Below are 22,153 nucleotides of genomic sequence, written 5' to 3'. Positions count from 1 at the left end.
AAAGTTAGAGTTTTTATTAAGCTGCTAATTGGTTGGAATGAATGCGGTATTGAACCGGACTCAATCCAGCCAATTTTTGCTTGATACGTTTGTTATTATAGTAATCTATATATCTCTCAATCTTGTCTTTTAATTCTTCAAAAGAACACAATGCTTCTCCATGATACATCTCTTGTTTTAGTAAACCAAAAAAGTTTTCCATTGGTGAATTATCTAAACAATTTCCTTTTCTCGACATACTTTGGAAAATCTTATTTTCTTTCAGTTTTTTTACCCACTTATTATGTTGATAATGCCATCCCTGATCGGAATGAATTGTTGTTCTATATTTTGAGTTCTTCACGATTTCTAGGGCTTCCTCTAAGGGTTTCATCGCAAGTTCTAAAGTCGGACGTTTACTTACTGCAAATGAAAGAATTTCAGCGTTAAACAGATCCATAATTGGATTTAAATATAATTTTATTCCGTTCGCACATTTAAATTCTGTGATATCCGTTGTTAATTTTTGAAGGGGCACATTGGTNTGGAATCGACGATTAATACGGTTTTTCGTAACCTTCCCAACTGTACCTTTGTATGAACTATACTTACGTGTTTTTCTCCAGAACTTGTTTCCTTTAAGATTTAGTTTGTTCATAATACGCTGAACCTTTTTGTGATTTACGTAGTACCCTTGATTTTCCAATTCTAGTTTAATACGACGGTAACCATAATTTCCGTTATGTTCATCAAAAATGGATTGAATAAGCTCTTCTAATTCCAGATCTTGGTTCTCCTTCTTCATCATTTTGATATGATAATGGTAAGACGATTCAGGAATACCAACAACCTGTAAAACATCTTTTAATTTGAATTCTTCTTTGAGTTCGAATGATAACGCTGCTTGTGCTTTTCGAGATAGCCTTCCGGATCTATCTGAAAAGCTCGCAACTTTTTTAGGTATTCTAATTCCAAACGAAGAAGCTCGTTTTCTCTTTCCAATTTTTGTTCGTATGTCATTTCTTTTTCATTAAACTTTTTATTTTTATTACGTTTAGATGCATCAGACATGGATGGCCATCCTTTCTTTTTAGACAGGCCTCCAACCCCACCTTCCCGATAAGCCTTCTTCCATGAAGCTATTCGAGTAGGTACCTTCATTCCAAAATGAAGGGCTGCTTCCATCTCTGAAGAACCTGTTCTCTCTATAAATCTTAATACATCCAGCTTAAATTGAACAGAGTAAGTTTCTATGTGTTTCTTAGCTTTTAGTCCTTCATCACCGAACTTTTCATATAATTTAATCCATCTATCCACTTGTGATTTTGACTTTATACCATACTTTTTGGCTAAAGGTCTAATTCCCAGATATCCTTCTTGATACTCTTTAACTACTTTAAGCTTCAAACTATCGCTATATTTTTTAGTCATCATAAACACCCCAAAAGTTAGTTTTTCACTCTAACTTTTGGGGTGCACTACAGTACACTGTCCCAGTTATAACTAGAAAAGTGGGGCGAGGAACTGTCCCTCTGTCTCTAAATCAAAGCATCTTCCTTATCCTTCTTTGAATTGACATACGTTTGATAAAAGTGAACGATAATGGTCCGGACGACAGCGTATGTTGGAACCGCAAATAGAATTCCAAGGAAACCAGCAATGCTACCAGCTGCAATAATCACAGTCATCACAGTTAAAGGATGAACATTTAGTGCCTGCCCCATCACGTTTGGGGAAATAAAATTACTTTCAATTTGCTGGGCAACAAGCATAATAATAGATACCCAAAGTAAATTTATAGGGTCTTGGATTGTTCCAACGATCAAAGCTGGAGTAACAGCTAAAAACGGTCCTAGGTATGGAATCACGTTCGTCAGCATTCCAAACAGGGCCAGAATCAGGGCATAATCTAATCCGAGGATGAGATACCCTATAAATAATAAAACACCAACACAAAAGCTTACGAATAGCTGTCCTTGAATAAAACTAGATAAAACATGATCGATTTTAGCAATTAAATTTCGAATATTATCAGCCTTTTTTTTCTTGAATATTTGTAGGACAAATGGTAGTAATTTTTCTCCATCCTTTAACATAAAAAATAAGAAAAATGGTACCATAACAAGTCCAGCAACAATACTGATTACCTGGCCAATAAAACCACCTAGTAATCCAAAAAGATTATCTAAAATATTTTGTAAGTGGGTAGGAATATTCCCGATAAAATCTTCTAACGCAACGATGATTTGTGGGGGAATACTTGTGTAATTAATTCTCCAGTAAAATATGAAGTCTTCAATTGCTGCAATCATTCCTGGTATCCCATACATCAAATTCGTAACCTGTTTTTGTAAAATTGGCCATACATACATAAGAAATACAGTTAAAAGTAATAGAATAACGAGGAAAACTAGAATAATAGAGATGATTCGTCCGACTTTTAGTTTTCGCTCAAAAAAGTGCATCAACGGTCGTGTGATATAATATAAAATCCCCGCACCAATCAACGGAAAGGCAATGGCACCAATATATTGTAAAATTGGAATAAATATAAAACTTGTATAATTTAATAGTAAGATTAATAGAAATAAAAGAATTAAAAAGCTAAGAACGTTAAACCAACGCTTTTGAAACACTCCATTCACCACTTTCCCTTCGATATAACTAATTTCATTTTAAACATAATGGATAGGAATTGGAAATTTAAGGTTTACTTATTAGTATTTTATCCAATCCTTTTCAAACCATACTAAGATAAAAAACAGAAGATAGAATAATAGTTTAAAATATGTTAAAATTTGAGCATATTTATTTGCAGATAAGGAAGGATACTTTCTTTATTCTGGGGATCCGATTACTTACCCCACCATAAAAATCTGCATAATTGCAAAAAAGGCATTCGCCCAGAAGCTTGGCGAACGCCAAGTTTCTAATGGAGGACAGAATAATGACTGCTTGGATGCAAGTATACAAAAAATGGGATAGTTTTGAAGAATTAGATCCATCCCTTCGACTAGAATTGGATAGATTAAAAGATGACTACGTCAAACTAGAAGATTCATTTTATAAAGGATTAGAGTTTGGGACAGGTGAAATGTGTGGCTTGATTGGACCTGGAACAAACCGTATGAATATATATACTGTTAGAAAAGCGGCAAATGGTCTAGCAAACTATTTATTAGCAAATCGGGTAAATGTGAAAGACCGTGGAGTGGTAATTGCTTACGGTTTAGGATTGATGTCAAAAGAATTTGCGTTAGAAGCGGCAAAAGTATTAGCCTTTTATGGAATAAGAACCTATCTGTTTGAGTCGGTTTGTGCAACTCCATTATTATCTTATGCAGTGAGGTATTTCGGAACAACTGCTGGAATCATGATTACAGCAAGTGATTATTCTAAAGAATACAATGGCTTTGCAGTTTACAACGAAAATGGAGCACAAATGACCCTTGAAGAATCAGAACGGTTCATTTCTTATATGGGGCTAATGGAAGATGAATTAACAGTTCCTCATTTAGAACAAAAGGAATTACTAGAAAAAGGGCTAATTTATTGGGTCAAAGATGAGATTGACCAAGCTTATATAGAACGTTTACGATATATTTCTAAAATGGACCATGAAGAACAATTAAAGGACAAGGATTTAAAAATTGTTTTTACACCGCTTCATGGTACTGCACTCCCGCTTGTGAAAAAGGGATTAGAGCAGCTTCATTTTGGTCAAGTTCATGTAGTGGAAGAACAAGCAATACCGGACACGAAAGTAAGCTCGGTTATTTCATTAGGTTTGGAAGAGAACGAAACTTTACAAATGGCTATAGAACTTGGGCAAAAAGTGGATGCGGAAATTTTACTTGCTACAAATCCAAATGGAAATAAACTTAGAGTTGCTGTAAAAACAACGGAAGGGAATTATCAAGTACTTACAGGGAATCAATTAGGCTCTCTACTCTTGGATTATATATTAGGACATAGTGACCCGAATGTTTATCGGAATTCACGTATGATAAAATCTGTTATTACGACAGAGTTAGGAAGAGCTATTGCAGATTCTTATTATGTGAAAACAATTGATACGTTACCAAGCTTTAATTATATAGGAGAAAAAATTGCTACGTTTGATTCAAGTGGGGAGACATTCCTTTTTGGATTTGAAGAAAGCGATAGCTATTTAGTAAGTGGCTTTGTACGTGATAAAGATGCAATCCAAGCTTCAGTCGTGACGGCCGAAATGACATATTACTGGAAAAAGCAGGGTAAAACATTGCTTGATGTACTGGATGACTTGTATCAAAAGCACGGCTATTATTTAGAAGGTACGTCAGCACTCACGTTGGAAGGGAAAAATGGCCTGTCAGAAATCCAGGAAATCATGAATCAATTTAAAGAAAATCCTCCTATGAAAATTGCCGGCTTAAACGTAAGGCAAGTTGAAAATTATGAGAAGCGGGAAAGGAAATTTGTTGAAGACGGGGTAGTAGAGAACATTTTATTGCCAAAGGAAAATATGATAAAATTCCATCTTGAAAATAATGCTTGGGTTGGTATACGTCCAAGTAGCATAGAGCACAAGATCAAATACTACTTTGGTGTTTGTGAGGAAAGTGCGGAAAATAGTAAGAAGCAATTATCTTCATTACAATCTGCGTTAAATAAAATGGTGGAAGAAAGTCTGAAAAATCAACGTATAAATTTCGTTTCTTAGGTTATATATAATATAGAGTTGTAAATTGACAAATAGTATATATAGGGTTTTAATAATATTATATTCCTATAAGTGTATGTTCAAAAAGGAGGATGAAAAGGACCGAGCAATTCGAGGCGGCTTGGCTTTGAGTAACGGAACGTATGCAATTAATACGTGAGTAGCGGACTTGCACAGGATGTGCTGACTTCTACGTGCCCACAGGACGTGGGCGTTCTTAGTAGAAGTTCCGCTATAGCCAACGAAGAATTGCGAAGTGTCATTTTCACCGGACTTCTTTGAACCACCTATATAAAGGGGAGTAGCTGTACAATTAAAGTCGTCATTACGAGATCTAAATCTCCGGCTTTAGTTGGCAACTAAACGTTGTTAGCGAGACCTTTACCAGTGCAGGTAAAGGTCTTTTTATGGTCTTTACCGGTTGGTAGGGCCATTTTTATTTTTAAGGAGAGAGATTATGGGAACAGAATTAATCATCGAATACTTATGGGTATTAGTTGTGTTAGTGGCCTTGGAAGGATTACTTGCAGCAGATAATGCCTTAGTATTAGCAATTATGGTTCGTCATTTACCGGAAAAACAACGGAAGAGGGCACTATTCTATGGATTAGCCGGTGCATTTGTCCTCCGTTTTGGATCATTATTTATTATTTCCTTCCTTGTTGATGTATGGCAAGTTCAGGCGATAGGTGCACTTTATCTGTTATTTATTTCCTTTAAAAACCTTTACGATCGATTTAAACCGAAGAAGGATGATGATGAAGATAAAGCTAAGCTTAAGGATTCAGAAATTCATGAAGCATCACCAAAGGAATTTTGGCTTACCGTCTTGAAGGTAGAATTTGCTGACTTAGCATTTGCGGTTGACTCTATATTAGCTGCTGTTGCACTTGCGATGGCTCTTCCACCAAGTGGTTTAGGTACAATTGGAAGTTTAGATGCTGCACAATTTTGGGTTGTTTTTGCTGGAGGTATGATTGGCCTAATCATTATGCGTTTTGCAGCAAATATTTTTGTTGACTTACTTCATAAACGTCCAACATTGGAAGTAGCAGCATTTATTATTGTCGGATGGGTCGGTGTGAAATTAGCTGTCATGGTATTAGCACATAATGATATTGGTTTAATACCTCATGAATTCCCACACTCAACCTTATGGAAACTTATTTTCTATGGTGTATTAGTTCTTATTGCTATCATCGGTTGGTTTGCTTCCAGTCCGAAGAAGGAAGAGGAAAAAGAAGGGGCGCACTCCTAAGTGTATTCGTAATATGCATAATCTAACAACGATCTTCATTTAAAAATCCCGAAATAGGGTATACATGAAATGAAGGTCGTTGTTTTTTGTTGAATTTAACTTTAAAAGGAGAGATCAATATGTCTGTTCAACTGAAACGTATTTATGAATCTGCTAATAAAAGTGATGGAACTCGGGTTTTGGTTGACCGAATTTGGCCGAGAGGGGTTTCGAAAGATGAGGCGAAATTGGACCATTGGCTAAAAGAGATAGGTCCTTCAAGCGGGTTACGTAAAGATTTCAACCATGATCCAGAAAAATTCCCTGATTTCAAGGATAAGTATAAACAAGAATTAAAAAGCGGAGAACAGAAAGAGCAGTTCGATAAATTAAAAGACATCGTAAAAAACAATACCAACGTAACACTCCTCTATGCCGCAAAAGATGAACAACATAATCAAGCAGTTATTTTAAAGGAATTATTGGAGAAATAGTTGTACAGTAAATGCGCAAATATTAAATGTTTGGCTGGAAGGAAAGTATAAAACTTTCTTCATGCATAAGTGCAACTAAGACATTTGCCTGAAAAAATTGGCAAATGCCCAGTTTTCTAATAAATTTTATGGATATAACCTCTTGTTCATGATAATGTAGTGAAAAATGTTAAATTTGGAGGTTGTAATGGAAAAGAAAACATCATTATTCGAGATCTTATGGACCTCGATTAAATTAGGATTAACCTCTTTTGGTGGACCAGTTGCTCATTTAGGTTATTTTAAAGAGGAGTACGTCGATAAAAAGAAGTGGTTAAATGATAAACTGTATGCAGATATCATTGCATTGTGTCAATTTTTACCGGGACCTGCTTCTAGTCAGGTTGGAATTGCGATTGGAATGTTGCGTGGTGGATTATTAGGAGGAATTGCTTCTTGGTTTGGGTTTACGATTCCTTCCGTTATTGTCCTTATCGTTTTTGCTCTTTTATTCCAAACCTTTACATTAGGGGATGCTAATTTTATTTCAAGCCTTAAAATTGTGGCAGTAGCTGTAGTTGCTCATGCCATCTTAGGAATGAGTAGAAAATTAACACCGGATAAGCCACGAATTGCTATGGCTTTGGCTGCGTTATTTATCCTACTTATATTTCCTTCCGCATGGATGCAAATAGCAGTTATTATTGGTGCCGCTATTTTAGGGTATTTTATGTTTACAAAAGAAGCACAGTCTAAACTACAACCAATTAAGGTAACCATAACGAAAACACAGGGTATCATTTCGTTTTCTATTTTAATGATTTTATTAATTGGATTACCAATCTTGTCGCAATTCACAACGAATACATATGTGAATATCTTTGACATGTTTTTTAGAGTGGGAGCAATTGTCTTTGGTGGGGGCCATGTTGTATTGCCATTAATGGAACAACAAGTGGTACCAACCGGATTATTAACAAGCAGTGAATTTCTTGCAGGCTATGGGATGGCGAATGCTGTTCCGGGACCGCTATTCACATTTTCAAGTTATATTGGAACCATGATAAGTGGAGTCTTGGGTGGAATTATTGCAACAATTGCCATGTTTCTACCATCATTTTTACTTGTTGTTGCCGCTTTACCATTTTTAGGTGAACTAAGAAGTCGCCCTGGTTTCCAAGGAATTCTTGCCGGTGTCAATGCAAGTGTTGTTGGGATTTTACTAGCTGCCTTTTATGATCCTGTTTTTACAAGTGGGATACAGAATGGAATGGACTTTGCTTTAGCAGCAATCCTTTTCGCTCTACTTAGTTTCTGGAAAAAACCAGCATGGATGATTGTGATTATAGGAATAATATTAGGAGAAGTAATGCACATTATTTTTATTTAATTTGCTACTGGGGTACAATAAAAAGAAGTTATTCAGCATGGGTATTTTGTCACTCGCTGAATTCAACATAAATAGGTATGAATAAACCATGGGGTGATACAAGATGGCTGAACACCATTTTCTTTTAAAAGCGGATTGGCCGGGCGGAAGAAATAGTGAAGGTTTTATAGATGCAGGCAATTTAAAAACAAAAATATCGGTCCCAACTGAAATGGATGGACCGGGAGTAGGTACAAATCCAGATGAAATGTTACTTGGTGCAGCTGCAACTTGTTACCTAATTACATTAGCGGCTATGATTGAACGTACAAGCTTGCCTTTAAAAGAGATGGCGCTTGAATCAGAGGGTATTGTTGATGTAACAAATGGTATCTTTACGTATAAGAAAATTATTCATCGACCAACCGTCGCTTTGCAATCTACTGCCACGGAAAAGGAACATAAAAAATTAAGGATTATAGTGGAAAAGGCTGAAAAGAGCTGTATGATATCTCGTGCAATCGAGGGAAATGTGGAATTGGCCTTAGAGCCGACCTTAAGTTAACAAATACAGTATTCCTGTGTTTGTTTTTTTGTTCTTTAGGAGATTATAAAAATAACTCTATTCATAACTTGTCACATACGGCTCTGGCTTCCAGCATTGACATACCTTTATGAAGAGGCGCCTATCAGGGTGCTTACACTTGCTCTTTAAAAAACATATTGAATAACTTGTAGATTAGGTTTAAAATGTAAAACATAGTAACCTAATTGGAATAATAAATATATTAATATAGAAAAAAGGGGTCATAAGAATGAATGGTTTATTAATTATTATAAACGTGGTTGTGCTTATATTAGCCATCATTTTATTAATAAATATGCAGAAGAAGCATGTTTCCTTCTCTAAGCGTGTGTTTACAGGGATGGGAATTGGTATCCTTCTTGGAGTCATCTTTCAACTTGTTTACGGTACAGGATCTGAAATAATTGCAAATACAATGGAATGGTATGCCATTGTAGGAAGAGGATATGTCCGTCTATTAATGGTAATCGTAGTTCCACTTATTATGGTATCCATTATTCGGGCCATCATTAATTTAGAAAAGACAAAAGAGCTTGGAAAAATGGCGGGTTGGATTATTGGGACACTGATTCTTACAACGATGGTTGCGGCTTTTGTTGGAATTGGTTCAGCTTGGTTATTTGACTTAAACGCAGAACAAATTGAAGCGGGTCATGCAGAAGTAGAACGTGGAGAATCGATGGAAGCCATGTATACGGATATGGAAGGTCAAACAACACCACAACGTATACTTGACTTTATCCCAAGTAATATTTTTGAAGATATGACTGGCGGGAGAGCGACATCAACTATTTCGGTTGTTATATTCTCGATTCTTTTAGGAATTGCCGTTCTTGGTGTACGTAGAAAAAATCCTGAACAGGCTGATTTATTTATTAAAATAGTAAATTCCGCTTATGCGGTTGTCATGCGCCTTGTTACGTTAATATTACGATTAACTCCATTCGGGGTACTTGCACTTATGACGAATATGGTTGCAACGACTAACTTTGCAGGAATTATTCAACTAGGTAAGTTTGTATTGGCTTCTTATCTAGCATTAATTATTATGTTTATTATTCATTTAATCCTTGTTAGCGGTTTTGGATTAAATCCTATCACCTTTTTGAGAAAGGTTTTCCCGGTATTAGGATTTGCCTTTACTTCTCGTTCTAGCGCAGGAACTATTCCGTTAAATATTCAGGCGCAAAGAGAATCATTAGGTGTTGATGAAGGAATAGCGAATATGTCGGCATCCTTTGGGGCGACAATGGGGCAAAACGGTTGTGCCGGTATTTATCCTGCAATGTTGGCGATTATGATTGCGCCAACTGTTGGAATTGATCCTTTCTCTATCGGATTTATTCTTCAGCTTGTAGTCATTGTAGGTATAAGCTCGTTTGGGGTTGCTGGAGTTGGTGGAGGAGCAACATTTGCAGCAATTATTGTGCTTTCATCCATGGGGCTACCTGTAGGGTTAGCAGGTCTTCTAATCTCCGTTGAACCGCTAATTGATATGGGAAGAACCGCATTAAACGTTAACGGCTCTATGTTGAGTGGAACCATCACTTCACGAGTAATGGGGAATTTTAATACGAAAACATTTAACGATAAAAATGCAACAACAGAGAGTGCAGGATTTTAAAAACTATCCTTAGTATAAAATAGCATCCCAATCGCAAAGTGACTGGGATGCTATTTTTCGTTGGCTAACTGAAGTGTTGGCTGTTCATAAGCTTGATGAGTGCCCGGGTGAAGCTAGAATCCGTTAGTTCGGTCACTCATAGGCCCGATGAGTGCCGGAGTGAAGGAGAAATCCGTTAGTTCGGTCACTCATAGGTCCGATGAGTGCCGGAGAGAAGGAGGAATCCGTTAGTTCGGTCACTCATAGGTCCGATGAGTGCCGGAGTGAAGCTAGAATCCGTTTGTTCGATCACTCATAGGCCCGATGAGTGCCGGAGAGAAGGAGGAATCCGTTAGTTCGGTCACTCATAAGCCCGATGAATGCCGGAGTGAAGTGGAAATTCGTTAGTTCGGTCACTCATAGGCCCGATGAGTGCTGGAGTGAAGTGAAAATCTGTTTGTTCGGTCACTCATAGGTCCGATGAGTGCCGGAGTGAGAGGAGAATCACTATGTTCGGTCACTCATAAGCCCGATGAGTGCCGGAGTGAAGGAGAAATCCGTTAGTTCGGTCACTCATAGGCCCGATGAGTGCCGGAGTGAAGGAGAAATCCGTTAGTTCGGTCACTCATAGGTCCGATGAGTGCCGGAGTGAAGCTAGAATCCGTTAGTTCGGTCACTCATAAGCCCGATGAGTGCCGGAGTGAAGTGAAAATCCGTTAGTTCGGTCACTCATAGGTCCGATGAGTGCCGGAGAGAAGGAGGAATCCGTATGTTCGGTCACTCATAGGCCCGATGAGTGCCGGAGTGAAGTGAAAATCCGTTTGCTCGATCACTCATAGGCCCGATGAGGATAAAGTCCATATAATTGTGTAAAAAGAAAGGTCATCTTTCATGACCCATGTTACAATGTTTTCGACCAAGAAAATAAAACATGGAGGTATGAAAAGATGACCCAGATTAATATTACTATAAATTTGGAAGACCTAAAAGAGAAAGTTGAAAATAGTTCTCTAGAATCCCCTGTAAAATCTTCCCTGGCCTTAATTTTGAATTCATTAATGGAAAAGGAAAGGGACGAATATATTAATGCTCTCTCTCATGAAAGAACTAGTAATCGCAAAGGGTATCGGAATGGTTACTATGAACGTGAGTTAATCACAGGTGCTGGCTCACTTAAATTAAAAGTCCCTCGTACGAGAGATGGGGAATTTTCACCGACAGCCTTTAAGAGATACGAGCGATATGACCAGGCATTAATCATATCCATGATGGAGATGGTTATTAATGGCGTCTCAACGCGTAAAGTATCTAATATCGTAGAGGAGTTGTGTGGAAAGAAAGTTTCGAAGTCCTTTGTGTCAGAAATTACGAAGGCACTGGATCCAATTGTTAATGAGTGGAAAAGTCGACCACTGAATGTCTATTACTACCCCTATATTTACGTAGATGCTATGTATATCAAGGTTCGAGAAGGTAGGCGTGTGGTTTCCAAAGGGGTTTATATTGCTTGTGGTGTAAATGAAAGAGGGTACAGGGAAATCATTGGCTTGAAAATTGATCATAAAGAATCTAAGGAATGCTGGTCTAGCTTTTTCGAGTACCTAAAATCTCGTGGTATTCATTCACCAAAAATGATTATCTCTGATGCTCATGCTGGTTTAGTTAAAGCTATTAAACAAACATTTTTAGGTACTTCTTGGCAAAGATGTGCAGTTCATTTTTTACGAAATATCATTGATACGATGCCTAAAAAGAATATGGAAGAAGTCAAGGATGATCTTAAGGCTATTTTCAGAACATCCAAACGTAAGCATGCCAATGAACTAAAGGAACGTTTTATGGATAAATACCAAAATACAAAAAGCCTTGAAAAGGCGATAAAATTGTTAGATTCAGGGTTTGAAGATGTGATGCAATACCATGCCCACCCACTAAAATATCATAAACATTTGAGAACTACTAATATGTTAGAACGTGTAAATAGGGAAATACGCAGAAGAGAAAAGGTAATTTCTATCTTTCCAAATGATCAATCAGCTATTCGAATAATCGGTTCTGTACTTATGAACATTGATAAGGATTGGGAGAATAAACAATACTTTAAGAATTATGACAAATACGAAGACGATTAGGAGCTTTACTCGAATAACGCCACCATTGACTTTACTTTTATCCGTGTTAGTGGTGCTGTCAAAGGATGGCTAAAAAACACCCTTTACGGGGCATCCTTCTCTAAATTGTAACACGGATAAATCGATTCTAAGCATCTGCTGGCGGGGCCCCGTCCCCTTCCAGCAAATACTAAGAATCGGGCGCTACAGTCAACGGCAAGCAGCATAGCTGTGGCTTGATCTGGTACTTAGATTTCACTTTAATAATATTTTGGTCGGAAATGTACTTTTACACACAAATATGGACTTGACTCCGATGAGTGCCGGAGTGAAGCTAGAATCCGTTTGTTCGATCACTCATAGGCCCGATGAGTGCCGGAGAGAAGTAAAAATTCGTTTGTTCGGTCACTCATAGGCCTGATGAGTGCCGGAGTGAGAGGAGAATCACTATGTTCGGTCACTCATCCCAAAAATGAGTAACCGAAAGAATGCTATATCTTTTCAAGTGATTGTTCATGCCTTAATTAAAGATAAAACCTTACTTAAATCTTGCTTCTCCCTTGCTTCTTCAACATATCTAAAAGGGCAGCCTAATTCCTTCACACGGGATAATACATTTTTAATATGAAACTGTTCTGGCCTAAGATTTTCATTCACTTCTTCCCAATACAGTGGAGTAGCGACTGTACCTTCTTTTGTTCTTCGAGGGGAGTATGGAGCGATAATTGTCTTATCCTTTCCATGTTGAACGTAATCTATATACAAACGACCTTGCCTCTTCTTCTTCATTCTTTCCGTTGTAAATAAATGAGGAAAGGCTCCTTCCACTGTATAGGCAACTGCTTGGGTGAAAACAGCTGTTTCATCATACGTTAAACTATTTACAGGAATAGGAATGTGAATTTGAATACCTTTATTTCCCGAAGTTTTTACAAAGGAAATAAGACCTAAATCATCAAGAATAGGTTTAATAAGATTTGCAGCTTGAATAGCTAAAGAAAAAGCATCCCGGTCTGGTGGATCAAGGTCAAATACAATTTCAATTGGCTTCGGTAGATCAACGGTTTGAAAAGGAACATGATATTCTAATGTTCCGTGATTTGCAAACCAAACAACCGCATCCATATGATTGCAAATAATCTTTTTTTCGTCACCCACTACTTTGAAATCGATAAAGTCAGGTGCATAGTCTGGAAGATGTTTTTGATAGAAGAAATCTTCATCTACACCTTCTGGGAAGCGGATTAAGGTTAAAGCGCGATTTTGTAAAAACGGTAGCATATATGGACTGATTTCCCGAATATAGGAAAGAAAATTTCCTTTCGTGTACATAGGATCGGGCCAGTAGACTTTGTCGACCTTAGAAATACCGATACGTTCAGGTATCATCGCCAGATCGATTTGTAAATTAGTTAATGTGCAAGACTGTGGAACTGTTTGTGGCAAAAGGGAAACAAATTCTGGCTCACGTAATTCTTCTTGATGTAAATCAAGCGTATGGACCTTTGCACAAATGGCTGGTGGTAAGGAAAAGCCATCCTTTGTTTCTTCTCCATTCGTAATGAATAGTTTTTTTAATGTTTCTGCTTCGTCTTCTTTTAATCCATGTTTACATTTGCCGACAACATAAACATCTTCATTGTGAAATACATTGAACGTAAAATAACCATTCTGCCTGTCATAATGTGTAAGAAAACCTTCAATGGTACGCCAGTTTTTAATCTTAAACCAATCTTGATGACCTTTTCCGGATATGTATTTACTATTTTTTCGCTTAGCAATCATGCCTTCCCCTTTATAGTCAAAAATAATTCTCCATAAATCATCAGCAATTTCAAAAGAAGGGACGTTCATTATTCGTTCGCTTTTTGGTAGATTTTTAAAAAGAGTATTTAATTCCTGTTTTCGTTCATGAAAAGATGTGGCTAATAGAGTATTTCCTTTTATTGTTAGTAAATCGAAGGCCATGAAGGATGCAGGACGCTGGGTAGATATTTGTTGAATGACATCAGACTTTTTAAGGCGCCCACGTTTTTGTATCCAGTTAAAATTGGCTTGATACGTATTGTTTAATATAACTAATTCTCCGTCCATTGTTAATGGAAGGTAATCCTTTACTTGATGGTAATATTCTTGACAAAAAGCAATTATTTCCGGGAAATTCCCCGTTAGATCCTTCTTATTTTTACTGGTTAACTGAATGCTCCCATCCTTATTCCACGTTAATACACAACGGAATCCATCGTATTTCACCTCATAAACCCATTCTTCTCCATAAGGAATTTCATCGCTTGCAATTGGTTTCATAATATCCATAAACAAATTCCCCTTTCCTTAATAAATTGGCTAATTAAGAGGAAAAATAAACGAAGGATAAAAAAATGATGTAAAACAAAAGATATGAATATGATTCGTTATTCAAAATAAGGAAAAGAAACTACCTAACCGAATGGAGGGTAACTACATGCATACGATGTGGAAAGGCTCAATAAGCTTTGGTTTAGTTAACATACCGATAAAAATGCATGCAGCAACTGAAGACAAGGATGTAAAGCTACGTCAACTGCATAAAGAATGTAAATCTCCAATTAAATATGAAAAAGTATGCCCTGTTTGTGATAAAGAAATAAAGAATGAAGAAATTGTAAAAGCATATGAATACGCAAAAAATAAATTTGTCGTTTTAGATGAGGAAGATTTAGAAGCACTACGAAAAGAGCAAGAAGATCGTGCAGTGGAAATCGTGGATTTTGTGAAATTAGAAGAGATTGACCCGATTTACTTTGAAAAAAGCTATTATCTTTCCCCAAATGAAGGAGGGGGAAAAGCATACAGTTTACTCCGTAGTGCTTTGAAAGATACAGGAAAGATTGGAATCGCGAAAATGATGATTCGCTCTAAAGAACAACTTGCCGTCATTCGAGTTTATGAAAATGTCCTTGTTGTAGAAACGATTCATTTCCCTGACGAAGTTCGTAATGTACAAGACGTTCCAAATGTCCCAGAAGAAACGAAAATCGGCGAAAAGGAATTAGAAACAGCGAAAATGCTAATTGATCAATTAACAACCGAATTTGAGCCAGAAAAATACAATGATGAGTACAGAACTGCTTTACTCAATCTAATTGAAGAGAAGAAAAATAATGAGGAAACGTCAACACCTACACTCACAGAGAAACCTATGCCTGATAATGTGACCAACTTAATGGATGCACTTCAAGCATCATTGGATCGGGCCAAACAAGACAAGCCAAAGCCGAGTCAACCAAAGAAAAAAACAAAAACAACACTCAAAAAGAAAAAGGCAACATCTTAAAGTGTCTCCATTAGGGGGACATTTTTTTGTCGTTTAGGAAATAAGCGGTATTCCTGCTAAGGAGGTTTTTAACATCCATTTTACTAGAAGTTAACAGTTTAGTGACAAGTGTTCGAAAAGGTGATTTTTTCTTTTAAAAGGAGTAAAGTGTGTATTACATGGTATTTTTTTTAGTGAGGAGAGAAAAAATGAAGAGAAATGCATTCATCGACAACGCAAAGGTACTTTTCATTTTTTTAGTAGTATTTGGACATATGATTCAACCGTTTACATTTGATTCTGGAAAAGTTAATACACTCTATCTTTGGATTTATACGTTTCATATGCCTGCATTTATTATGGTTTCCGGCTTTTTTGCAAAGGGATCGAGTGATAAGGGCTATATATGGAACCTGATTAGAAAATTATTAGTCCCTTATATAATTTTTCAGGGGATATATACGTTATTTTACTACAGTGTGGGAAATGAGGGGTGGAAGACCGAACCTTTTGAACCACATTGGTCATTATGGTTTTTACTTAGCCTTTTTTGTTGGCATCTTCTACTTATTGTTTACAAAAAATGGCCAGCAAAAATTGGTATTCCTTTGTCAGTAGCGATTGGGTTAGTAGTAGGATTTTTTAATGAAATTGGGCACACCTTTAGCTTGTCGCGGACGTTGGTCTTTTTCCCGTTTTTCTTGATAGGCTTTCATTTGACGCAAAAACAGTTGCTTCTCGTAAAACGGCCAGTTGCAAAAGTAGCTTCTGTCTTCGTGATGATAGCTGTAGCTGTATTCCTATATTATATTCCGAATATCGATTCCGGTTGGTTTCTTCAATCTAAACCTTATGCTGAACTAGGGGCGGGGGAATATAATGCGGCCATTAGGCTAGTAGTCTATATAACAGCAGCTTTTATGACAGCAAGTATTTTAGCTTGGGTTCCCGAGAGGAATTTAAACTGGGTTACGGAACTTGGTAAAAGAACGTTATTTGTCTATCTATTACACGGGTTTTTTATACAAATATTCCGCCATTATGAGTTATTCCAATTGAATACATTCATTCATTTCATCGGGATAGTAATACTCTCGGCCTTAATCGTTATCGTTTTATCTAGTAAACCAATTATGGCAATCACCCAACCAATTATAGAAGGAAAAGCAACATTATTAAAACAATGGGTAGAGCAAAAGCGTAAGCGCCCGTTTAGCGACGTACGGACTGGACTGAGCCGTAGGAGATAAAGGAAAACACGACGAACGGAGTGAGTCGATGTTGACTTATCGTACGGAGGCGAGGGAAGTCTCGCTAGTCGCTGGGTGCTGGAACTGGATGTGGGAAAAAATAAAAAAAGTCAATCGTCTCATGTTTAAAATGTTGTGATTTGGATATAATGTTTCGTATAGACAGCAATTCGTCTATTTTTATCCCCCCCTTTTATTATATAAATGAACGAAAGTGTCTGTAGCAGTTCAAATTTGGACTGCTTATTTTTTGTGAACAAAGGCAGAAGCGCCCGTTTAGCAACGTACAAACTGGAGCACTCCGCAATGAGATAAAGGAAACACGATGAGGTACGAGTCGATGTTGACTTATCGTAGTGTAGGAGTGTGAAGTTTGGGACTGCGCTAACGCTTGCCCCACCAAAAAGATCTGCTAGTTGCTGGGCGCTGGAGCCGGACGAGGCCTTCCCTAAGACAAGATATAATAAACTGAATTTTTATACATTAAAAAACCTTACCCAAAATTGGGCAAGGTTTTTTAAAATATAATATGTGCAGCTAAAGTAATAATTGGTAAAGTAATGATGGTACGTAAGAGGAAAATAATGATTAAGTCTAAGAAAGAAACGGGTATTTTCGTTCCTAACAGTAAACCACCGACCTCTGACATATAAATAAGCTGACTAACGGATAATGCCGCAATAATAAATCTAGTTATTTCTGCTTCAATACCGGCACCGATTACGGATGGAAGAAACATATCAGCAAAACCAATTACAATTGTTTGAGATGCTTCCTGTGCATACGGAATTTGCAATAATTCTAATAGCGGTACAAATGGTATACCAAGCCATTGGAAAATGGGCGTATATTCAGCAATGATTAGGGCAATTAAACCAAAGGCCATCACGACAGGTGCTACACCCATCCACATATCTAGTATATTTTGTCCGCCTTCCTTAAAGAAGCGATATACGCTATTTTGAGTTTTAGCTCGGTCTAGCGCATTTTTATAGCCGAAAGATAATGCTGTTTCACCTTCAGAAATTAGTTCTTGTGAATGACTCTCTTTATTGTCGATAAGGGTATCGGCTTTTCTTGATAAAGGTGGAATTCTTGGCATAATAATTGCCGCAACAATTCCAGCGGCCACTACTGTTAAATAAAACGGTCCAAACATATGAGCAAGGTCAACTTCCGCTAAAACGACTAAAGAGAAAGTAATCGATACAACGGAGAAAGTCGTACCAATGACCGCTGCCTCTCGTTTCGTGTAAAACCCTTCTTCATATTGTTTACTCGTTAAAAGAACTCCGATTGTCCCATCACCAATCCATGATGCTAATGCATCTACAGAGGATCTACCTGGCAATGTGAATAGTGGACGCATAATTCTTGTCATCATTGTTCCGAAAAACTCTAAGAGTCCAAAGTTCGTTAGTAAAGGTAAAAATAATCCAGCAAATAAGAACACTGAAAATAAAACATGTAACAAACTATCTAATAATAATTGCCCTGTATCAGGTCCATGGACTGCTTCTGGTCCAATTCGGTAAAATACCATGATAGCAAAAATGGCTGCTAAAACTCTTGTAATCGTCCAAAAAAGGTTTGTTTTGAACAATCCTTGAAAGAATGGTGTTTTTCGAAAAAACGTTGGAGAAATATATGCAATAGCTGTACAAATTGCCGTTATAAGAATAATGACCATCATAATAAAAGACAATTGGTTGGAAAGTAAATCCTGCATTTTATTAGCTAGTAATGCGATTGGAATCGAGTATCCATCTTCCGTTTTAACCGGAATCATAAATAAGAAAACCCCAATGATAGAGGTAAGAATAAACTTTAAATGGTTGCTTAACGGATGCTGTCTCAAGAAGTAAGGTCCTTTCTATATTTATCTTTAAATTTTATAATTGTTTTAATTAACAACACAACGTATAAATATACAGGATTTCGGGAAAATATTCAATAGTTATTTTTGCATAAAAACTGTAAGAATACGAGATGGTATAAGTATTAGTACTTAATAAAAAGTTATACATGAACAAACAGACAACGATGGGGTGTCTCGGATGAAAGGGTTAAAATATAATGCAGTCTATCGTTTTACGGTGATTGTTTCGATGGTTATCAAATTCATCTTTCAAATCTATCTTTTCCATTTGAAGACAGCCATTTGGGATCGAAAAGCAAAAAAAAGATGGAATATACTACTAGAAAAAATGGCTAGAGAATATCGGATGACGGCAGAAAAATTGGGAGGCGTACTCATTAAAGTTGGTCAGTTTTTAAGTTCTAGAACCGACTTTATGCCAGATGTATTTATTAACGAAATGGCTGGATTAGTTGATCATGTACCACCAATGCCCTATGAGTATGCGAAAGGCCTATTGCAAAAAGAATGGGGAACTAATTTAGGTACGCATTTAAAAGCGTTAAGGAAAGAATCAGTCGCCTCTGCATCAATTGGGGAAGTATACCGTGGGGTATTAAGAGATGGTACTGATGTCGCAATCAAAGTACGTCGTTATCGGATTGAGGAAATCTTTCACAAAGATTTTGTAGCATTAAGAATGGTATTTTGGATTATAAAGGTTTTTACGGCTTTTGGGAAAAAGGCGGACCTCAAAGCACTTTATCGTGAATTTATTACTGTAATGGATCGGGAATTGGATTTCGAACAGGAACTCGAATTCAGCAAATTCTTTAAAGAACAATTCAAAGAAAATAAAAATATCCACATACCAACGTATTATGAAGCGCTATGTACCGATAAAGTACTTGTGATGGAATGGATAAATGGTGCAAAGATAACTGATACTGCATTTATGAAACAACATTGTATCGATGTGGAACAGACGACTAAAGTGGTTTTTGACTTTTATATGGACCAATTTTTACATGCCGGTAAATTCCATGCTGATCCGCATGCAGGAAATATCATGATTCAAGAGGACGGCCGTGTTGGAATTATTGATTTCGGAATGGTAGGAGAAATCAAGCAGAAGGATATTGAGAATTTTAAGCTTTTTGTACAAGGCTTTATTTTAGAAAACTATGATATGGTCGTTGAAGCACTATGTAAAATGAATTTTGTTTTACCAAAAGCGGATAAACGAAAATTAAAGAAGGCAATTGAGGAAGCGACAGAAAAATATTCGAATGGCTTGTTAAAAGATTTTGATGGAAATGTAATGGAGCTTATTAATGAGGAAATGGATGTTGTGATGAAAGACGATGCCATTCAACTTCCAGCAGACTATGCATACTTATTAAGAGCGATCTCGATTGTAGCAGGAATTATTTTTGCCATTAACCCGAATATAAATATTATTAAATGGGCAAAGCCTAAAATAAAAGATTGGTTTGGAACGAAAAGTATCGCAGAGTCCGTTGCAAAACAATACGTTAAAAATGCAACAGAACCGATTTTGGCTTATCCAAGAGCACTTCTTACATGGCTGGAGAGTGGAGAAAAGGATAGGAAATGGGATAAAGAAAAACATTTTATAGATTTGAAACATCACTATTATTTACTTTTAGAGATCACATCTTTTATCATGGTGATAGTAGGATTTAGTATTTGTGCATATAGTATAAATAATGGTTTAGAAAAGTTGGAATGGATTGGATTCATCGTTACAGGAATATTTACATTAATTTTTAGTGTTATTTTAATTTTTCATTATCGGTTTATACGAAAAAAACGATAACGGAGGTCGAGAAAATGGGTAATTACTTAAAAAAAGGATTTTTATTAGGCCTTGGTGCTGCAGTTAGCGGAAAAGAAAAACTGGAACAGAAGTTAAAAGAACTAGTCGATAAAAATGAGTTAACACAAGACGAAGCAAAGTCAATGATGGATAATTTTATTGAAAAAGGCGATTCGAAAAAACAGGAATGGTCCGTGAAACAGAAAAAACAAGCACAAAAAATGGCGAAAGAAATGGGTATAGCAACTGCAGAGGAATTAGACGAACTTAGACGAAGGATTCATGCTTTAGAATTAAAATTATCGGATAAGGAAGTTATTGAAGAGTGAGTACAAGCTCACTTTTCCATTGGCAGTAAAGAAAGTATAAAATCTTTCCCGTCTGGGGCTTTGATTACTCGCCCCACCGTAAAGATTTGCATAAGTGCAACTAAGGCATTCACCCAAAGGCTTGGCGAATGCCAAGTTTTCTAAAAGGTTATTGTCTAATAATTTAAAAAATGGTTGCATTTTGTGAAAACTGTAGTATAATTAAAACAAATTAGACGAAGTTTTTCCATTCGGGGGTGAATATTAGCGGTATGATAAATTTTTTGCAATTTTATGAGAACGCTACAAAACGACTTGGTAGACAATTAAAAGAAGAAGAGGTTAATTTTCTACAGTGGATGTATAATCGCTACTCAGAGGAAAAACAAGAAACTTGTGCAGAGACATTTATAGAGGCTTAACTACAAAATTTTAATATTACAAAAACATGAAAACGTTTTATTTCCGAAATCCTTGGGAGTCAATCTCAAGGGTTTTTACCTGTTTACATAGCATTATTATTCATACAATATGATTCATGATATAATGAATTCTGTGTAATCACAAGATTTAAGGAGCGTTCGTATGGCGATAGAAAATGAAACAATATTGAATAAAATGTTGAAGGAAATAAATGATGCAAAGAAAAATCATAACAATCAAGGGAAATTAATTAAACATATTAGTAATGTAAAATTGTTATGTGATTTGTTTCTTGAGGAAGATTCGGAAAAGGTTATTACAACCGAAGAACGTCGTGATGAATTTACGGAAGTGGAATTAAAAGCAATGATTGGAAAACAAGATACAATCCAAAAGGTACAGCAACAACAATTAAAACAATTAGAGACAATTGATCACGAAAAGGCAAATGGAGATTCCATTTTTGATTTTTAATGCTGAACCTTTATCGAAAGGAGAAAAAAGGATGAAGATCTTTTTAATACTAGGGGCAATTAATGGGTTTTTAGCAGTGGCACTTGGGGCATTTGGTGCGCATGGCTTGGAAGCAAGACTGACTGAAAAGCAGTTAGAAACGTGGAATACAGCAGTACAGTATCAAATGTTTCACACATTTGCGCTAGTTGCAGTTGGAATCCTTATGGCAAAATCACAAAGTCTATCATTAACATGGGCAGGCTGGATGTTTTTCCTAGGAATTTTAATATTCTCAGGTAGCCTTTATATTTACTCCACAACAGCCATTAAAACCTTTGCAATGATAACCCCAATCGGCGGACTTGCCTTTTTAATTGGTTGGGTATTATTTGGGGTTTTTGTACTTCGCTATATTTGAAAAATTGTATACGTGATAAAAATAAGGATACAAATTGCTCGTACCAATTGTTTACCAGCGTGAGCAGTATCCCTTCTTTGTAAAAAGATAAAAGCCTCACAAATCAAACTGATGGCGATAAGATAGAAAGTTAGAAATAGTAGAATGAGATAACCTTGTATCATAGCAAACAAACCAACAACAGCTGCAATACCTATAGAGAGGATTTCAATTAGTGTAAACTTTTCTAACGGACTCCTCAT

General features: G+C 36.6%; 20 protein-coding genes. 14 read left to right on the top strand and 6 right to left on the bottom strand.

All coding sequences use genetic code 11. The features are described from left to right. Window positions 1–16 precede the first annotated feature (16 nt). From A9178_RS07410 to A9178_RS07400, 3 genes are all read right to left on the bottom strand, one after another. The gene (locus A9178_RS07410) at window positions 17–943 is read right to left on the bottom strand and encodes an IS3 family transposase (protein WP_231889811.1); all 927 of its coding nucleotides are present in this window, start codon (window positions 941–943) and stop codon (window positions 17–19) included. Next, the gene (locus A9178_RS07405; protein ID WP_068673912.1) at window positions 844–1,410 is read right to left on the bottom strand and encodes a helix-turn-helix domain-containing protein; all 567 of its coding nucleotides are present in this window, start codon (window positions 1,408–1,410) and stop codon (window positions 844–846) included. Before A9178_RS07405 ends, A9178_RS07410 begins: the two co-directional genes overlap by 100 nt. A 107-nt stretch (window positions 1,411–1,517) precedes the next feature. Next, window positions 1,518–2,624, bottom strand: coding sequence for an AI-2E family transporter (locus A9178_RS07400; RefSeq protein ID WP_369801960.1), 1,107 nt, complete (start codon window positions 2,622–2,624; stop codon window positions 1,518–1,520). A gap of 302 nt (window positions 2,625–2,926) precedes the next feature. Here A9178_RS07400 and A9178_RS07395 point away from each other — a divergent pair, with 302 nt between their 5' ends. The 7 genes from A9178_RS07395 (at window position 2,927) to A9178_RS07365 (ending at window position 12,084) form a co-directional block, all read left to right on the top strand. Next, the gene (locus A9178_RS07395; protein ID WP_068673908.1) at window positions 2,927–4,684 is read left to right on the top strand and encodes a phospho-sugar mutase; all 1,758 of its coding nucleotides are present in this window, start codon (window positions 2,927–2,929) and stop codon (window positions 4,682–4,684) included. Window positions 4,685–5,141: 457 nt separating this feature from the next. After that, window positions 5,142–5,942, top strand: a complete 801-nt coding sequence (locus A9178_RS07390; RefSeq protein WP_068673906.1) for a TerC family protein — start codon at window positions 5,142–5,144, stop codon at window positions 5,940–5,942. Between the two features lie 119 nt (window positions 5,943–6,061). After that, the gene (locus A9178_RS07385) at window positions 6,062–6,415 is read left to right on the top strand and encodes a DUF488 domain-containing protein (protein ID WP_068673904.1); all 354 of its coding nucleotides are present in this window, start codon (window positions 6,062–6,064) and stop codon (window positions 6,413–6,415) included. A gap of 187 nt (window positions 6,416–6,602) precedes the next feature. Continuing rightward, window positions 6,603–7,784 carry a chromate efflux transporter gene (gene chrA / locus A9178_RS07380; protein WP_068673902.1) on the top strand — a complete coding sequence of 394 codons (1,182 nt, stop codon included), beginning with the start codon at window positions 6,603–6,605 and terminating at the stop codon, window positions 7,782–7,784. Window positions 7,785–7,887: 103 nt separating this feature from the next. Further along, window positions 7,888–8,328: an OsmC family protein gene (locus A9178_RS07375; protein WP_068673900.1), complete on the top strand. Its 441-nt coding sequence runs from the start codon at window positions 7,888–7,890 to the stop codon at window positions 8,326–8,328. Between the two features lie 250 nt (window positions 8,329–8,578). Then, window positions 8,579–9,973 (top strand): L-cystine transporter, encoded by a 1,395-nt coding sequence (locus tag A9178_RS07370; protein ID WP_068673898.1) that lies wholly within the window; start codon window positions 8,579–8,581, stop codon window positions 9,971–9,973. A 926-nt stretch (window positions 9,974–10,899) separates the two neighbouring features. Further along, the gene (locus A9178_RS07365; protein WP_068673896.1) at window positions 10,900–12,084 is read left to right on the top strand and encodes an IS256 family transposase; all 1,185 of its coding nucleotides are present in this window, start codon (window positions 10,900–10,902) and stop codon (window positions 12,082–12,084) included. 492 nt (window positions 12,085–12,576) lie between these two features. Here the strand turns inward: A9178_RS07365 and A9178_RS07360 are convergent, their stop codons facing one another. Beyond that, a complete protein-coding gene (locus A9178_RS07360) occupies window positions 12,577–14,379 on the bottom strand; it encodes a DNA ligase D (RefSeq protein WP_068673894.1) in 1,803 nt (600 codons plus the stop codon). A 148-nt stretch (window positions 14,380–14,527) separates the two neighbouring features. Between A9178_RS07360 and ku the strand changes: the two genes are divergently transcribed. Beyond that, on the top strand, window positions 14,528–15,379 hold the full coding sequence (ku, locus tag A9178_RS07355; protein WP_068673892.1) for a non-homologous end joining protein Ku: 852 nt from the start codon (window positions 14,528–14,530) through the stop codon (window positions 15,377–15,379). A gap of 188 nt (window positions 15,380–15,567) precedes the next feature. Next, a complete protein-coding gene (locus tag A9178_RS07350; RefSeq protein WP_068673890.1) occupies window positions 15,568–16,608 on the top strand; it encodes an acyltransferase family protein in 1,041 nt (346 codons plus the stop codon). A gap of 517 nt (window positions 16,609–17,125) precedes the next feature. Here the strand turns inward: A9178_RS07350 and A9178_RS07345 are convergent. Then, on the bottom strand, window positions 17,126–18,397 hold the full coding sequence (locus A9178_RS07345) for a YjiH family protein (protein ID WP_197482161.1): 1,272 nt from the start codon (window positions 18,395–18,397) through the stop codon (window positions 17,126–17,128). A gap of 268 nt (window positions 18,398–18,665) precedes the next feature. Between A9178_RS07345 and A9178_RS07340 the strand changes: the two genes are divergently transcribed. The 5 genes from A9178_RS07340 to A9178_RS07325 all read left to right on the top strand — a co-directional run bounded on the left by A9178_RS07340 (window position 18,666) and on the right by A9178_RS07325 (window position 21,911). Then, a complete protein-coding gene (locus A9178_RS07340; protein ID WP_068673885.1) occupies window positions 18,666–20,306 on the top strand; it encodes an ABC1 kinase family protein in 1,641 nt (546 codons plus the stop codon). Window positions 20,307–20,320: 14 nt separating this feature from the next. Next, entirely contained in the window at window positions 20,321–20,635 is a 315-nt protein-coding gene (locus tag A9178_RS07335) for a phasin family protein (RefSeq protein WP_068673883.1), read from the top strand. A gap of 251 nt (window positions 20,636–20,886) precedes the next feature. Next, window positions 20,887–21,036 carry a hypothetical protein gene (locus A9178_RS19125; RefSeq protein ID WP_197482160.1) on the top strand — a complete coding sequence of 50 codons (150 nt, stop codon included), beginning with the start codon at window positions 20,887–20,889 and terminating at the stop codon, window positions 21,034–21,036. Window positions 21,037–21,199: 163 nt separating this feature from the next. Then, window positions 21,200–21,511 (top strand): YwdI family protein, encoded by a 312-nt coding sequence (locus A9178_RS07330; RefSeq protein ID WP_068673881.1) that lies wholly within the window; start codon window positions 21,200–21,202, stop codon window positions 21,509–21,511. 31 nt (window positions 21,512–21,542) lie between these two features. Continuing rightward, window positions 21,543–21,911, top strand: a complete 369-nt coding sequence (locus tag A9178_RS07325; protein WP_068674267.1) for a DUF423 domain-containing protein — start codon at window positions 21,543–21,545, stop codon at window positions 21,909–21,911. Here the strand turns inward: A9178_RS07325 and A9178_RS07320 are convergent. Further along, window positions 21,902–22,153 (bottom strand): hypothetical protein, encoded by a 252-nt coding sequence (locus tag A9178_RS07320; RefSeq protein ID WP_068673879.1) that lies wholly within the window; start codon window positions 22,151–22,153, stop codon window positions 21,902–21,904. The genes A9178_RS07325 and A9178_RS07320 overlap by 10 nt on opposite strands.

The organism is Oceanobacillus sp. Castelsardo (genome assembly GCF_001659985.1).
Taxonomy (GTDB): domain Bacteria; phylum Bacillota; class Bacilli; order Bacillales; family Amphibacillaceae; genus Oceanobacillus.
This window is presented reverse-complemented; position numbering and strand designations above follow the sequence as displayed.

What these genes read in the sequence shown, in the direction of transcription:
- A9178_RS07375 (WP_068673900.1), top strand. Translation starts at nt 7,888, where the DNA reads ATGGCTGAACACCATTTTCTTTTAAAAGCGGATTGGCCGGGCGGAAGA.
- A9178_RS07345 (WP_197482161.1), bottom strand. Translation starts at nt 18,397, where the DNA reads ATGATTCCGGTTAAAACGGAAGATGGATACTCGATTCCAATCGCATTA.
- A9178_RS07370 (WP_068673898.1), top strand. Translation starts at nt 8,579, where the DNA reads ATGAATGGTTTATTAATTATTATAAACGTGGTTGTGCTTATATTAGCC.
- A9178_RS07390 (WP_068673906.1), top strand. Translation starts at nt 5,142, where the DNA reads ATGGGAACAGAATTAATCATCGAATACTTATGGGTATTAGTTGTGTTA.
- ku (WP_068673892.1), top strand. Translation starts at nt 14,528, where the DNA reads ATGCATACGATGTGGAAAGGCTCAATAAGCTTTGGTTTAGTTAACATA.
- A9178_RS07350 (WP_068673890.1), top strand. Translation starts at nt 15,568, where the DNA reads ATGAAGAGAAATGCATTCATCGACAACGCAAAGGTACTTTTCATTTTT.
- chrA (WP_068673902.1), top strand. Translation starts at nt 6,603, where the DNA reads ATGGAAAAGAAAACATCATTATTCGAGATCTTATGGACCTCGATTAAA.
- A9178_RS07325 (WP_068674267.1), top strand. Translation starts at nt 21,543, where the DNA reads ATGAAGATCTTTTTAATACTAGGGGCAATTAATGGGTTTTTAGCAGTG.
- A9178_RS19125 (WP_197482160.1), top strand. Translation starts at nt 20,887, where the DNA reads ATGATAAATTTTTTGCAATTTTATGAGAACGCTACAAAACGACTTGGT.
- A9178_RS07330 (WP_068673881.1), top strand. Translation starts at nt 21,200, where the DNA reads ATGGCGATAGAAAATGAAACAATATTGAATAAAATGTTGAAGGAAATA.
- A9178_RS07365 (WP_068673896.1), top strand. Translation starts at nt 10,900, where the DNA reads ATGACCCAGATTAATATTACTATAAATTTGGAAGACCTAAAAGAGAAA.
- A9178_RS07385 (WP_068673904.1), top strand. Translation starts at nt 6,062, where the DNA reads ATGTCTGTTCAACTGAAACGTATTTATGAATCTGCTAATAAAAGTGAT.
- A9178_RS07335 (WP_068673883.1), top strand. Translation starts at nt 20,321, where the DNA reads ATGGGTAATTACTTAAAAAAAGGATTTTTATTAGGCCTTGGTGCTGCA.
- A9178_RS07320 (WP_068673879.1), bottom strand. Translation starts at nt 22,153, where the DNA reads ATGAGGAGTCCGTTAGAAAAGTTTACACTAATTGAAATCCTCTCTATA.
- A9178_RS07360 (WP_068673894.1), bottom strand. Translation starts at nt 14,379, where the DNA reads ATGGATATTATGAAACCAATTGCAAGCGATGAAATTCCTTATGGAGAA.
- A9178_RS07340 (WP_068673885.1), top strand. Translation starts at nt 18,666, where the DNA reads ATGAAAGGGTTAAAATATAATGCAGTCTATCGTTTTACGGTGATTGTT.
- A9178_RS07405 (WP_068673912.1), bottom strand. Translation starts at nt 1,410, where the DNA reads ATGACTAAAAAATATAGCGATAGTTTGAAGCTTAAAGTAGTTAAAGAG.
- A9178_RS07395 (WP_068673908.1), top strand. Translation starts at nt 2,927, where the DNA reads ATGACTGCTTGGATGCAAGTATACAAAAAATGGGATAGTTTTGAAGAA.